This is a genomic window from Maribacter sp. 1_MG-2023 (assembly GCF_030547005.1).
GTDB lineage: Bacteria > Bacteroidota > Bacteroidia > Flavobacteriales > Flavobacteriaceae > Maribacter.
This window is the reverse complement of record NZ_JAUOPN010000005.1, coordinates 136,520-151,846: the sequence shown is the minus strand read 5'-3', so window position 1 is coordinate 151,846 and position 15,327 is coordinate 136,520. Positions and strand designations below refer to the sequence as shown.

Sequence of the window (15,327 nt, the reverse complement as noted above, 5' to 3'; positions counted from 1 at the left end):
CTTAATAAAATTTTAATCTATTGACAACTAAATAGTTATCATTACTTGAGGCGTTCACGCTCTATTTTATCTATACCGCGTTGGTTATCTTCTAAGCGAAAATTACCGAAGTTGTACGTGAAGCCAAATTTTACATATTGGGTTTCGGGAGTCGTTATATAACCATTGTCTTGATTTAAATATTTAGAAGACACATATCCATTATATTTACCCAATAGATCATTTGCGCTTACACTCAGTATAGCTCTATTATTTAAAAATGATTTTCTTAATCCTACGGTTAAATTTGTAGTCTCTTCTTGTATAAATGAACCTTGCAACCAGCCTGACATATATACTAAGCCTAATTCGCCTTTAAAACTACCATCTTTAGAAAGGGTGATATAATTTGTAAGGTCTACATACGCTCCATTAAAGTCATTGGTAAAAGAATACTCATCGCTTTGTAAAGCAAGAAAAGATTCCTCTTCATGAAAAAGTGAAATATAACTGTACAAATACCAATTGTTAGTGATGGACTTACCATATGAAAAATCAAACCCGTAGGAGGTACTTTCTAAAACATTTTGAGTAACATCTCTTAATACTAGATTATCGTTATCTTGAAAAGTAATGGTAGAAATATACTTGCCATTGTCTCGGTAATAGAAGTCAAAGAAATATTCTTGATTCAGCGTGTAATTCAAGTTGAAATTATGACTGAAACTAGGCGTTAAATTAGGATTGCCTTCAACAATAGTTCTTTCGTTAACATAGGTTCTAAACGGATTCAAATCTTCATACCTAGGGCGTTCTACCTTTCTAGAATAATCAAATGATAAACTATGATTCTTGTTAATGGTATGAAGAATATACAATGAAGGAAATAATTCAAAATAACTTAAGGCGTTAATGTTTGACACATTTACTGACACACCAGAACTCTCTGTATGCTCTGCTCTTAGCCCCGTTTTAATACTCCATTTTTCCCAATCTTTTGACATACTAAAATAACCTGCATAAACACTTTCATCATAGATATAATCATCAGATAAATTTGGTATAAACTCTGTACCATTGTTCTGTAAAAAAAAGTCTAACCTGCTTTCAGAATTTATGAACGCACCTTTAATCCCTGTTTCAAAAAATACACTACCAAAATAATCTGTGTAATCTAATTGAGCGGTTTGTATTTCTATCTGCTGATCTGCAATGGTCGAAAAACTAAAATCACGTATAAATGAACCGTTAGGCATAAAATAATTGGAGTTTACATTTTGATTACGACCCAAATCAAAATACGTATAATGTGCATTTACAGTTAAATTTGCTTGGTCTTTAAATTGATGTTTAAAAGTAAGGTCACCTGAAATATTGTTTTTCTTTTCATCTAAAAAACTGTTTGTCGTAAAAATGGAGTCTAACACTCCGACAGCATCTTTTATGGTCGTTTCCTGAAAAAAATCAGAATCTCTTTTTGGTTGAAATTGCCCGTTACTTGTAAAACTAAGAGTGTTTTTATCATTGAAGTCATAATCTACCACAAGACCGGCAGCATGTGTATTACTTCTAATTATTTGGTCAAAATCAGTATCCCAAATAGAAAGAACATCACCATCTTCGATAAAATTGGTTGTATTCAAGGTGTTTTTAAATTCCTTTTTTGGACTGTAATTATAATTCGCATTTACATTCAACTTTTTAGTTTTATAAAAATGCGATGTGCCAAAATTATATTTAGGGAACACACCTTGTGTATACCCTACATTTACATTGCCTTTATAACCTACAGACAGGTTTTTACTGGTGACAATATTCAAAATTGAGCCCCCTTCCGCATCATAACTTGCTGGTGGATTATGAATAACCTCAACCGATTTTATATTCTCGCCTTGGTAATTCTCTAATAGACTTCTAACCTCCTCAGATGACAGTTGAACTTTACGGTTATTGATATAAACTGTAGTAGTTCTATTACGCACTTTAAGATCATCGCCCATGATAATGACACCTGGGGTCTGACTAAGAATATCCCACGAACTGTTTTGAGAAATGACCGTATTTTCTACATTGAAAACAATGCGATCAACTTCTCTTTTAACTACAGGTTTATTGCTTGTAACGGTTACCTCATTAAGTTGTTCTGCCTGTTGCTCTATTATTAAAGCTCCAATCTTGGTATCCTTAATAATCTCAATCGCTAAATTTTCTGAGGTTTGACCTACATAAGATGCATTTAAAAAATAGAGACCCTCTGCAATATCAGAAAATAAAAAAGAGCCATTTTCATCAGCAGAACTTCCTTTTACCAAAACAGAATCTTTAACAGTAAGTAGAAATACAGAAGCAAATGCGACGGGTTCTTGGTATTGGTCTTTAACCTCGCCTTTTAATTCAAATGTTTGACTATGTGCAACAAATGGTAGGCCTATGGCAATAAATAAAATAATAAATAATTTTTTCAATGGCAATTGGGGGTTGAAATTCAAATCTAGTAAAAATTGTTGTAATCCTTTACAATATATGTAATCCAAACTAATCTTCACAACCATAAATAGATAAGCACACTCAAGCATAGCGCTATAAATTAGATTATATTTGCAATTGCTCTTTAATTCCGGGCTACAATCCTGGTATAAATTGGCTTTATTATTACTGTTACCGCTATGAAGAACATTAGAAATTTCTGCATTATTGCACATATTGACCATGGTAAAAGTACCCTGGCAGATAGACTGTTAGAATTTACCGGATCTGTTACCGATCGAGAGAAAAAGGAACAGTTGCTAGACAGTATGGATCTTGAAAGAGAACGTGGTATCACTATAAAAAGTCATGCCATACAAATGGAATACACCTACAAGGGTGAAGAATATATTTTAAACTTAATTGACACACCTGGTCACGTAGATTTCTCATACGAGGTTTCTAGATCAATTGCCGCATGTGAAGGTGCATTATTAGTGGTAGATGCTGCACAGAGCATTCAAGCACAGACTATTTCTAATTTATATTTAGCTTTAGAGAACGACCTTGAGATTATACCTGTTTTAAACAAGGTTGATTTACCAAGTGCCAACCCAGAAGAGGTTACCGATGATATTGTTGATCTTTTAGGTTGTAAGGCTGAGGAAGTTATACCTGCATCTGCAAAAACCGGTATTGGTATTGAAGAAATATTAAGCGCTATTATTGAGCGTATTCCTGCCCCAACGGGTAACCCAGATGAAGCGTTACAAGCTTTGGTTTTCGATTCTGTTTACAACCCGTTTAGAGGTGTTGAAACTTATTTTAGAGTTATAAACGGCGAAATTAAAAAGGGACAAAAAATAAAATTTGTAGCAACCGACAAAGACTATTATGCCGATGAGGTAGGTACTTTAAAGTTGACACAAGAGATTAAAAAGAGTGTTAAGGCTGGTGATGTTGGTTATTTAATTACTGGAATAAAAGATGCTCGTGAAGTTAAAGTAGGTGATACTATTACAGATGCGGTCAACCCAACCAAAAACGCAATTGGAGGATTTGAAGATGTAAAGCCAATGGTATTTGCGGGTATTTACCCTGTTGATACCGATGAATTTGAAGAGCTACGTGCTTCGATGGAAAAACTACAATTGAATGATGCTTCTCTTGTTTTTGCACCAGAAAGTAGTGCTGCACTTGGATTCGGATTTAGATGTGGATTCTTAGGAATGCTACACATGGAAATTATTCAAGAGCGTTTAGAACGAGAGTTCAATATGACGGTAATTACTACGGTACCTAACGTTAGTTACCACGCATTTACACGTAAAGATCCAGAAATACCGATTGTTGTAAACAACCCAACAGATTTACCTGACCCGTCAAGTATTGATCATGTTGAAGAGCCTTATATTAAAGCTACCATTATTACGAAAGCTGATTTCGTAGGTAACGTAATGTCTTTATGTATTGAAAAGCGTGGTGTAATTACAAATCAAACGTATTTGACCACTGAGCGTGTTGAGCTTAATTTCGACATGCCTTTGGCAGAAATCGTTTTTGATTTTTATGACCGTTTAAAAACGGTTTCTAAAGGGTATGCATCCTTCGATTACACGCCTATAGGTATGAGACCTTCTAAATTAGTGCGTGTAGATATTTTACTAAACGCACAGCCAGTTGATGCACTTTCTGCTTTATTACATGCTGATAATGCCGTAAATATTGGTAAAAAGATTTGTGCCAAGCTAAAAGAACTGATACCAAGACAACAGTTTGATATTCCAATTCAAGCTGCTATTGGTGCAAAAATCATCTCTAGAGAAACTACTAAAGCTTTACGTAAAGATGTAACTGCAAAATGTTATGGTGGTGATATCTCGCGTAAACGTAAACTTCTAGAAAAGCAGAAGAAAGGTAAAAAACGTATGCGTCAAGTAGGTAACGTAGAGGTTCCACAAGAGGCATTTATGGCAGTATTGAAGTTGAATGACTAATTTCACTCTAACCACTTTCTAAAACCTGAAGTACTTAAAATGATGGTCATAGCCTTTTCTGTATATCCTTTTATGGTGATAAGTAATCGGTTTTAAAGTGATATGTACCATTTGAAAGGTTTTCAAACACCTAAGCACCGTTATCATTGCTAATTACTCCGGTTACCGCTTCTTCTTTTCCTACTTCATATAGAATAATGTTGGAAAATAAAGCGGCGCTTTTGTTGTGTCGGTGATTATACCGTTGATGGTGTTTTGTGAAATAGAAGTTGCTGTGATGAAGAGCGCTACTACTAGAAAAGTTAATTTGAATTTCATGACTGATCGTTTTTTGATTGATACCGTAAAACTATAGTCAGTACGTGCTTAAATAAAGTAGATTCTGCCCAATTAGGATAAAAAAGGGATAAGTAGGGTGTATCTATCGTAAACGGTTATCACATAAAAAATAGGTTTAGATAGAAAAAAATACCTCACAGTATTTAATAAGGTTTGAATGTGTAATTATGAATTCTCATTGGCTTCTTCTTTATCTGGATCTTCAAGAGGGAACATTTTACCCAAGTATGCCAATTTGTAACCTTTCTGAATGTCTGTGAATTCTTTACTAAATGCAGTGATAATATGTATTTCTCCTTCTGGATCTAAGAGAAATAAGGGAACAATATCTGCATCGGCCTTTGTTATTTCTATTAAACCTTCGTAATGTTCTGTATCATGAAGTTCAATTTCATGTATGGCAGGAAACTTTCGTGCCGCTTCGGTTAATTTAATAAAGTCGTCGGTGTGAGAAAACAATCCTTCTTTAGGGTTATTCTCTGGATCAGACATTTCATCGGCATCTACTAATCTAAAAGAGCCATTTTCACCAAACGCATCTTGAAATTTATCTATGGCATACCTATTAATATCTGAATTTGCAGTCAATGCCATTAAATAACCAATATCGTTAAGTTCAATATTATCAGTTAAATTATCTGAGTAAATGTTGGCCGAAATAGCTTCTAAACCTAATTTATTTGCCTTTTCAATATTAGACTGGTTATTATCTATTAGCACTACATGCCTATCGTTTTTATGTAAATATTCCCCAATTAAGCGAGATACTTTCGATGCTCCAAGAATCAAAATTCCTTCAGACTTATTTAGAAATACACCAATTAGCTTCGCAAAAATTCTAGCCGTAGTAGCATTTAATAAAACCGTACCTAAAACTATCATGAACACTAAAGGGGTAATATACTCTGCCCCTGGTTCTCCCTTCGCTATTAATTTAGAACCAAATAAAGACGCAATACCAGCTGCAACAATACCTCTTGGACCTACCCAGCTAATAAAAAGCTTTTCATTAAACTTTAAATTAGAACCAATTGAACTTAAGAAAACACCAAGTGGTCGAATGATTAATACAATAGCTAAGAACAGTACTATGGTTTTCCAAGTATAAATTAATTCTAGATCTGAAATATCAATATTAGCAGCTAATAAAATGAATAATATAGAGATTAAAAGAATACTTAACGATTCTTTAAAATAGAGTAATTCTTTAATATTCGGTAAATTGGTATTACCCATTACCATACCCATAACAACAACCGCCAATAAGCCAGATTCATGTGCAAAAACATCTGACATGACGAAAACACCCAATACAACAGATAGCGATACTACATTCAATAAATAATGTGGAATAAGACTCTTTTTGATTAAGAATGTTAGTGCGTGTGCAAAAGTGAAACCAAAGGTAAAACCAAATAACAGAATTTTTCCGAACTCAACTAATGCAGTCATGGTATACGCTTGACCTTCACCAACACTTATAAACTCATAGACCAATACCGCTGCCAATGCACCAATAGGATCTATTAAAATTCCTTCCCATTTTAACATGGCAGAAACATCTTTTTTAAGTGGAATGTTCCTTAAAATCGGAGTGATTACCGTCGGACCCGTTACAATTATCAAAGCAGAAAACAAGAAAGACAGCTGCCATGAAAGTCCGAATAAAAAGTATGCCGCCAATGCTGCGCCAAAGAAAGTCGTTAAGCTACCAAGGGTGATTAGCTTGGTTATTACCGGACCAATATTTTTAATCTCAGAACGCTTAAGTGTTAGTCCGCCTTCGAATAAAATGATGCTTATTGCCAGCGAAACAAAGTAATACAAGCTATCTCCAGGAAAAAGACCCTTAGTTCCGTTCCAAATAGGCTCGATAATTTTAGAGCCATCTTCTGTGTACAATGTTGATAACGGACCTACAATTAAACCGATAAGAATTAATGGTAAAATTGCGGGTAGTTTTAAGCGCCAAGCCACCCATTGAGCAAGTATCCCTAAAATGATAATTCCTGCAAGCTCTAGCATACATTTTATTTTGTATAAAAATAACAATTAAACGGCACTATATAACATAAAGACCAAGGGAAACAGTGCATTTTTGAGTGCTAGGTTCGACAGTACCAATTCACTTGTAATTATTTAGCCCTATCTTGTTCAGCACAATATTAGAACCAACTACTTATCAAGTTATATCATTCCATTTTATTCGGCTTTGCATTTTCGCCTTCACTCAACGTAAATATACTAGAATCTAGCCGCATTGCATATTACTTAAACTGCAAACTTATTCTTCTACATGTAGGAGAAAAGACCACTGAAAAATCTGAAAAGATTAATCGAATAATTTCTGAAACCGAACAGTCTGGTGATACCATCGAAGTAGTTTGGAAAGAAGGCAATCCAGAGACAATAATTACTAAAGCTTGTATCGATTTAAAGATTGATCTGTTGATTTTAGGCGCATTGCAACGTGAAAATAAGTTTCAATTTTATGTGGGTTCCATTGCTAGAAAACTAACTCGTAAAGTTCATTGCTCCGTTCTGTTGTTAATTAAACCTACACAAAAAAGAGTGCTTTGTAAGCATATTGTCGTCAATGGTCTTGATGCCCCAGAAACGCCAATGGCCATTGAACATGCTTTTTATGTATCGAGCCTTTTAGGTGCGCAACAAATTACCATTGTTGAAGAAATTATGTCAAAAGAAATTCAGGTGGACGTTGAAGATGACCGTACGTTAAAAAAGGCGAATATCATTAAACAACGTATTAGACATAGAGAAGATTCGAGGGTTAACACTATAGTCTGTTCGCTACCAGAGAATATTACTAAAGGTATTAAGGTGAAAACACAAAGTATTTTTGGTAAAAGAGGATATTCTATTGGGCATTATGCCGAGGTGGTAAGAGCTGACTTGTTAGTTATGAACGCACCTATAAAAACAAGTATTTGGGATCGAATATTTCCGCATGACATTGAATATATTCTATCTGATCTACCAACCGATTTATTAATTGTTAGAAAATAGATTTGACAGCTAAAAAGAAGAGTAATTCAAACTTTATAGCCACGCTTCCGAAGAATTTATTTTCTGGTTTCGTTGTTTCATTAATAGCCCTACCTCTAGGGCTGGGACTTGCTCTTGCTAGCGAGGCTCCCCCTATTTCGGGTATTATAGCTGCAGTCGTAGGCGGTATAGTTGTGGCGATTCTGGGCGGCTCGAATGTTACCATTGCAGGGCCGGGAAATGGTTTGGTCATAGTTCTATTAGGTGCCATTACAACCCTTGGTGATGGTGATTTGTATGCCGGTTATTTATTTACACTTGCAGCTATTGTTTTCTCTGGTGTTCTAATGATGCTTCTTGGGTTTCTTAAAATGGGAAGACTTGCAGACTTCTTTCCTGCATCTGCCATTGAAGGTATGTTGGCCGCTATTGGCTTGGGTATTTTAGCCAAACAATTTCATATCATGATCGGGCATAATAACGAACATGGTAGCATAATTCATTTATTGTCACAGATCCCTGAAGGAATAATGGGTCTTTATCAAAACTATCATATAGAAGAACTTATCGCTGCAATTATAGGTGTAATTGCGCTTTTGATTATGGCGTATTACTCTAAAATAAGAAACAAATATTTACACCTTATTCCCGCACCCATGTGGATTCTAATTTTGTCTGTAGGGTTTAGTTACATATTTGTTTCTTTAGGACTACCTTATCCTTTACAAGAAGAATTTTTGGTTAATATACCAGACAGTGTATTGTCGAACTTGGCTTTTCCTGATTTTTCAAAAGCTCTAGACATTGATTTTATAACTACCGTTTTTGCAATTACCCTTATAGCAAGTATAGAATCGCTTTTAAGTATTAAGGCGGTTGACAAACTTGATCCAGAACGAAGAAGATCAAATGTAAACAAAGATTTAAAGGCACTTGGACTAGCTACTTCTCTTAGTGGTTTGGTAGGTGGGTTAAATGTTGTAACCGTTATTGCTAGAAGTTCGGTCAATGTTAATAATGGTGCTACCAATAGATCTGCAAATATTTTTCATGCCTTATTCTTGGTCATTTTTGTATTGCTTTTTCAAGACCAATTAAGGCGAATTCCCTTAGCTGCATTGGCGGCGATATTGGTGTTTACCGGTTATAAACTTGCGACTCCGAAAAATCTGCAAAAAGTTGCTCGTATCGGTAAAGAGCAGATTATAATCTTTTTAGCTACTCTTTTGACCACATTGTTTACCAACCTAATATCAGGTATTGCGATGGGTATACTGGTTACTTTCATTATTCATGTAATGCTAAACAGAAGTTTATCTCTTTTTATAAATCATTTGACCAAGCCAAATATTTTAATGTTTAAAGAGAAAGATGCCGGTAATTATTATATCAGCGTTAAGTATTTTGCCACTTTTCTTAATTTCTATAAACTAAAGAATAAGCTAGATATCATCCCAGAAAATGAAAATGTCATATTAGATTTTTCGCACTGTAGCTTTGTAGATCACACCGTTATGGAGGGGCTAGAAAATTATGTAGATACGTTTACAAAAAAAGAGGGAAGTATTGAGATTATAGGTTTAGACAAGCATGGTGCCGACTCGAAACATCCGTTTGCTATTAGAAAAGTGTTACCGCTCAATAAACTAGGTTCTATAGAAAAATACTTTACCAAAAGACAGCGCCTTTTAAAAACAATGGCAAAAGAATATCAATGGTCTTATGAGCCAAAAAGGTCTGATAAAACTAAGTTTTTAAACAAGTTTATTTTCTTTAAAAATAGAAGAGTTCCTTATTACTACAATAGCCTTTACGATAATACCAAGACCTTTCATTTGTTTGATGTAGAATTTAACGAAGGGGAATTTATTGCTAAAGAAGTGGTTAAAACAACTATTCTACATATAAAACTAAAACATAAAATACCCGTTTTTTCTTTAGACAAAGAAGGGCTTTTAGATTTTGTTTACGGCATGGCCGGTTTTAAAGATATAGCATTAGAAAACCATCAAGATTTCAACAAACGTTTTTTCTTAAGCGGTGAGCATACAACAGATATTCAAAATCTATTTACCAACGAACTTATTCTTTTCTTAGAAAGCAACCCCTATTATCACATAGAAACCAATGGTAATTCTATACTTATTCTTAAAAAAGAACGTCTACTAAGTGTTAAAGAGATTAAGGCTATGCTCTACTTTGGTAAGCAACTTAATCAACTTCTTTGTAAAAGTGTCTCTGTTTAATTCGTTTTTGTTTTATAGAATAGCCACAATCACCCTGTTTAAGCTGATTTCTTACTAATTAGTTAAACAGTTTTAATCGCTGCTATTAAAAGGTTTAATTTCTATCTACATAACCACCTAGCTTATAGACAATAAGTGTGATAACTACATTAAAATAAATCTTACAAAACACGAAGAAAAAACCTCTTTATAAGAGCGACTTTTTTAACTTAGTATATCTTGATAGTTTAAGCTGTTATTATCAATGCTAAAGTGTTAAGTGATTTTATATAATATATATTAATAAAAATGTCTAATACCAACACCCGGTCTATCTTTAAAAACCCGCTATTTTACGGGTTTTTTGCATTTTTAATTGTCTTAATCATAACTCAATTTATTGCCTTTCAAAAACATCAGCTTCATCAAAAAACAGAACAACAAGAAATTGAACAACGTGTTTCTAAATTAAAAATAGACTTACAAGATATATTGAGCCAAAGCTTTAATGCTACGCAAACCCTAGCTTTTATAGTTGAACACTATGGCATACCTGATGATTTTGATAGTGTAGCTCAACTGCTATTAAATAGTAACAATAGTATTGATGCATTAGAATTAGTAAATAAAGAAGGTGTTATAACACATGTATACCCCCTAAAAGGAAATGAAGTTTTAGGACTGAACATTTTAAATGATCCGGATAATAAATTTGGTGCTAGAACTACAATTGAAAAAAAAGACTACTACACCGCCGGACCCATTTATCTACAACAAGGGGGCTCGGGTATAATTGGTCGCAGACCATTATATAAAGATGGAGAGTTTAATGGTTTTGTGGCGGCAGTAGTACGCTTAACAACAGTTATAAATGCTATTCAATTAGACGCTATTCACAACAAGCATTTTTCGTATCAATTGGTGAAAATTAATTCTGATAAAACAGAAGAAACCTTCTATTCTTCCAAAAACATTTCTAAAGAAGGTGCTACAACCTTACCACTTACTACTAGCCAAGGAGAGTGGAAATTATATGTTTATTTGAATAATAGCAATGCCAATTCAACCACCGTATTATTTGTTGTTTTAGGCATATTACTATCTTTAGTATGTGGTATTCTCTCCTGGTTTCTAATGAGACAGCCGGCAAAATTAAATAAGCTAGTTGATGAAAAAACAGCATTATTAAAATCAAGTCAAGAGAGGTATCGGTTACTAATAGAAGAGGCTTCTGATATTATTATTTTAAGTGACTTTGATGGTAATGTTCTAGAGATCAACCCTTATGGTATTAACATATTTGGCTATACTAAAGAGGAATTATTAAACAAAAACCTAAAAGAACTTTTAACACCTGAAGAGTCTAACCAACTACCTGCTCATTATTCTGAAATGAGAGAAGGTAAAACAGTACGTTTAGAAAGAAGATTGGTAAAAAAAGACCAAACTTTATTTTACGGAGAGGTTTGTGCCAAAAAATTAAATGAAACAACCGTTTTAGGTATTATCAGAGATGTTACCGAAAGAAAGGAGCTTGAATTAGCAGCTGAAGAAAATTTGGTGAAATTCAGCAAAGCATATAACAATCGTTTTGTCGGCATGGTTATTAAAGACCATAAAAATCGTTTTGTAGATGCCAATTCTATTTTTTTAGATTTAATAGGTTATTCCTTAGAAGAAATTAAGGGTAAAACCATTCCTGAACTTGGTTTAATTCATATTGATGGAACGCTAAAAACAAATCCTGTTCTCAATGCTTTTACATGTTCCGATAGGGTAGATAAAATTGAAGTTGAATTCATTTCTAAAAAAGGTAGAAAATTACATTTAATTACATCAATTGAACCCTTTGAATATTTAGGTAAAAAACTAAGTCTAAGCACCTATATAGACCAGACCGAAACAAAAAAAGCTAACCAAGAAATTTTAAAAAGCCAGAAAAAATATAAACAACTTACTGAACGTATTTCAGATGCATTTGTCGCTTTTGATCATGAATGGTGCTTTATTGATATTAATGCTAAAGCTGCTAAGTTAATAGGTATCAACATTGAAGAAACGCTTGGCAAAAACGTTTGGGATGAATTCCCTGAATTTAAAAATTCTGAAGCCCAAACTATTTTCAAAAATGTTATGGCAAAGCAAGTTTATACCTATTTTGAACAATATCACGAGAAATTTGATTTATGGATTGAAAATCACCTTTATCCATCGGCAAACGGTCTTTCTATATACTTTAGAGATATTACCAGTAGTAAAAAAGCTGACCAAGAAAAACAAAAATTAATTTCTATAATAGAAAATAGTCCTGGTTTTATTGGTTTAGCAACTTTAGCGGGAGAGCCTTTGTTTATGAATGATGCAGGTAAAAAAATGGTTAATTTACCAAGTAATGTCAATTTTAAAGACACCACAATATTTGATTATTTTCAAGACGATTATAAAGACGTTATAGAAAACACCCACTTGCCAACCATAATGAAAAAAGGTCTTTGGACAGGAGAGGTGCCTCTTAAAAACTTTAAAACCAAAACAACAATTCCTCTAGAATTTTCTGGCTTCTTAATCAAGGACAAAACAACTAACCAACCAATTGCGATAGGTGCTATTGGTTTTGATTTAACAGAAAGTAAAAAAATACAACAAGAGATTTTGACTCTTAAAAACAAAATGGATGCAGCTATTCGAATTGGTAAAATTGGATATTGGGATTTTAATCCGGAAACAAAACTCTTCAATTGTTCCCCGTTAATGTATTCAATATTTGATCTTGATTCAAATTCAATTCTATCTATACCATTTCTAGAAAATATAATTCACCCAGAAGATGTTGAATTACACAGATATCATATAAAAGAACTAATACTTCATAAAAATTCACATACTTTTTCTTACAGAATAATTGTTAGAGACAACTCTATTAAATATTTAATGGTAGAGGTAGAAGTTGTGCGAGACTCTAATAATATTGCGGTAGAGTTTAGAGGTACCGTAATAGATATAACAGAACAAAAAAAGGCAGATTCTGAAATTATCGAACTTAAGAATAGAATGGATGCCGCCATGAGAATTGGTAAAATTGGTTATTGGGATTTTGATTTTAATACGAAAGTTCTCAATTGGTCACCCAGAATGTACGAGATTTATAGTATTGAACCGGGTACTGAAATAAACTTAGAGTTTCTCGAAACAATAATTCACCCAGATGATATTGAAGCCCATAGAAATCTTCTTGAAAATTTAGCAATAGAATTTGACAACAACTCTTTTTCTTACCGAATAATTCTTAATGATAATTGTATAAAATACTTACTAGGAGAAATTGAAACAGAACGTAATGACAACGGCGAACCTATTAAATTTAGGGGCACTATAATTGATATAACAAAGCAAAAAGAAGCTGATAACGAAATACTCTCGCTACAGTCGAAAATGGATGCTGCGATACGAATTGGTAAATTCGGATATTGGTATTGGGACATGACAGGTGATGTCGTAGAATGGTCTAAAGAAATGTATGCCATTCATGAAGTTGATCCAAGCACTATAATAACCCCAACTTTATTAAGAGAGATTATTTATAAAGAAGATCTTGGTCTTGTAGATTCTAAACTTTCAAAAAATAAAAATGAAGACAATACAAATCCAAATTACTATAGAATTCAGCTAAAAGATAGCTCGTTTAAATACTTTTTAGCTTATTCTGAAGTAGAATATAATGATAATGACGAACCTATTATATATCGTGGTACTTCGATGGATATTACCAAAAACGTATTAGCAGAAGAGGCATTAAAAGAAAGCCAAGAGAAATTCTCTAAAGCCTTTCAAACAAACCTTATGGGTATGCTTATATTAGATGAACAAAGACAGGTAATCGATGCTAATGAAACCGCATACAGCATTTTAGAAACAACAAGTAAAAAATTAATTGGTAAAACAATTTTAGAATCTAAAGAGGTTTTCATTGATTTAAAAGAAAGAGAAAGGCTGTGGAAAAAATTTATTGATGAAGGTGAAATTATAAATGAAGAGTATAAAGTTGAACTTAAAAGTGGGGTGAAAAAAACTCTTATAATGTCTATTGTTCCTTTACGCTTGAAAGGTCAAATTAGTTATTTGATAAATATTTTTGATGACTCAAAAAGAAAAGAAGCAGAGGGTAATCTAGAGACCCAATTTCATGAACTTCAAAAGACAAATTCAGAACTAGACAGTTTTGTTTATAGTGCTTCTCATGAATTAAGAGCTCCTTTGACTTCTGTATTAGGGCTGATTCAACTAATACAGATTGAAAATATTGACCCCAAATTGTTTCAACATTTAAATATGATGAAAAAGTCTATCGAAAGATTAGATGACTTTATCAAAGATATTATCGAATACTCTAGAAATAAACACCTAGCCATTAAGTTAGATTCTATAAATTTTAGTACTTTAATCGAACATTCTCTTGAGAGTTTATGGTATTTAGAAAACACCCATAAAATAAACATACAAGTCAGTGTTAACGACAAGATAGAATTTGTATCAGATAGTAAGAGAATTTCAATTATATTGAATAATTTTATATCTAACGCAATTAAATATCATGATGTTTCTAATAATGATGCCGTTATTTGGATCCAAGTAAAAACCAACAAAAAAGAAGCGGTTTTAATTATAAAAGATAATGGTGTTGGTATCGAAAATGACCAACTAGAAAAGATATTTGAAATGTTTTATAGGGTATCTTCTAAAGTAATGGGATCTGGTATTGGGCTGTTTATCGTAAAAGAAGTACTGTCTAAATTGAATGGAACAATAGATGTAAAATCGAAAATTGGTGAAGGATCAACGTTTACTTTAAAAATACCAAATGAATCAGGTAAATAATAATATGGCTAAGGATATAAATATTTTATTGATTGACGATTCGGATGTGGATAATTTCATAAATAAAGCCATTATTTCGAAAGAGGACAATATTTCACAAATTACTACCATGACCTCTGGGCATGAAGCCCTAGCTCATTTAAACAGTATTGTAGACGATACCGAAGCATACCCCGATGTTATTTTCTTGGATATTAAAATGCCAAGAATGAACGGGTTCGAGTTTTTAGATGAATATGTTAAGTTACCAGGCTCACTTACTAATCACTGTAAAATATATATATTAAGTTCTTCGATAGATACTTTAGATTCTGAAAAAGGAAAAGACTATCCTGTTGTTAACAAACATTTGATCAAACCTTTGGCGCACCATATTATTGGTGATTTATTGCGAGAAGATTAGTTTTTTGCATTTTTGTTCAACCATTTAAGCGCTAATA

8 protein-coding genes and 1 pseudogene are annotated in these 15,327 nt (G+C 33.1%); 6 read left to right on the top strand and 3 right to left on the bottom strand.

The features are described 5' to 3' along the window. Window positions 1–41: 41 nt before the first annotated feature. Complete coding sequence (locus Q4500_RS07835; protein ID WP_303599133.1) at window positions 42–2,444, bottom strand: outer membrane beta-barrel family protein; 2,403 nt, start codon at window positions 2,442–2,444, stop codon at window positions 42–44. Window positions 2,445–2,645: 201 nt separating this feature from the next. Here Q4500_RS07835 and lepA point away from each other — a divergent pair, with 201 nt between their 5' ends. Continuing rightward, on the top strand, window positions 2,646–4,442 hold the full coding sequence (lepA, locus tag Q4500_RS07830) for a translation elongation factor 4 (RefSeq protein ID WP_303599132.1): 1,797 nt from the start codon (window positions 2,646–2,648) through the stop codon (window positions 4,440–4,442). Between the two features lie 180 nt (window positions 4,443–4,622). Here lepA and Q4500_RS07825 read toward each other — a convergent pair whose 3' ends face one another. Beyond that, window positions 4,623–4,760, bottom strand: coding sequence for a hypothetical protein (locus tag Q4500_RS07825; protein WP_303599131.1), 138 nt, complete (start codon window positions 4,758–4,760; stop codon window positions 4,623–4,625). A gap of 186 nt (window positions 4,761–4,946) precedes the next feature. Continuing rightward, window positions 4,947–6,806 (bottom strand): sodium:proton antiporter, encoded by a 1,860-nt coding sequence (locus Q4500_RS07820; protein WP_303599130.1) that lies wholly within the window; start codon window positions 6,804–6,806, stop codon window positions 4,947–4,949. 156 nt (window positions 6,807–6,962) lie between these two features. Between Q4500_RS07820 and Q4500_RS18665 the strand changes: the two are divergent. The 5 genes and pseudogenes from Q4500_RS18665 to Q4500_RS07800 all read left to right on the top strand — a co-directional run. Then, window positions 6,963–7,268: pseudogene (locus Q4500_RS18665) on the top strand (universal stress protein); the annotation flags it as partial. An 84-nt stretch (window positions 7,269–7,352) separates the two neighbouring features. Further along, window positions 7,353–7,808 (top strand): hypothetical protein, encoded by a 456-nt coding sequence (locus Q4500_RS18660; protein WP_368389736.1) that lies wholly within the window; start codon window positions 7,353–7,355, stop codon window positions 7,806–7,808. Window positions 7,809–7,810: 2 nt separating this feature from the next. Then, window positions 7,811–10,033, top strand: a complete 2,223-nt coding sequence (locus Q4500_RS07810; RefSeq protein WP_303599129.1) for a SulP family inorganic anion transporter — start codon at window positions 7,811–7,813, stop codon at window positions 10,031–10,033. A 288-nt stretch (window positions 10,034–10,321) separates the two neighbouring features. After that, entirely contained in the window at window positions 10,322–14,887 is a 4,566-nt protein-coding gene (locus Q4500_RS07805) for a PAS domain S-box protein (RefSeq protein ID WP_303599128.1), read from the top strand. Further along, complete coding sequence (locus Q4500_RS07800; RefSeq protein ID WP_299318223.1) at window positions 14,871–15,290, top strand: response regulator; 420 nt, start codon at window positions 14,871–14,873, stop codon at window positions 15,288–15,290. The genes Q4500_RS07805 and Q4500_RS07800 overlap by 17 nt, the downstream gene beginning before the upstream one ends. The last annotated feature ends 37 nt before the right edge of the window (window positions 15,291–15,327 follow it).

Coding starts and splice junctions, on each gene's coding strand:
- lepA (WP_303599132.1), top strand. CDS start 2,646: ATGAAGAACATTAGAAATTTCTGCATTATTGCACATATTGACCATGGT.
- Q4500_RS07825 (WP_303599131.1), bottom strand. CDS start 4,760: ATGAAATTCAAATTAACTTTTCTAGTAGTAGCGCTCTTCATCACAGCA.
- Q4500_RS07820 (WP_303599130.1), bottom strand. CDS start 6,806: ATGCTAGAGCTTGCAGGAATTATCATTTTAGGGATACTTGCTCAATGG.
- Q4500_RS07805 (WP_303599128.1), top strand. CDS start 10,322: ATGTCTAATACCAACACCCGGTCTATCTTTAAAAACCCGCTATTTTAC.
- Q4500_RS07800 (WP_299318223.1), top strand. CDS start 14,871: ATGAATCAGGTAAATAATAATATGGCTAAGGATATAAATATTTTATTG.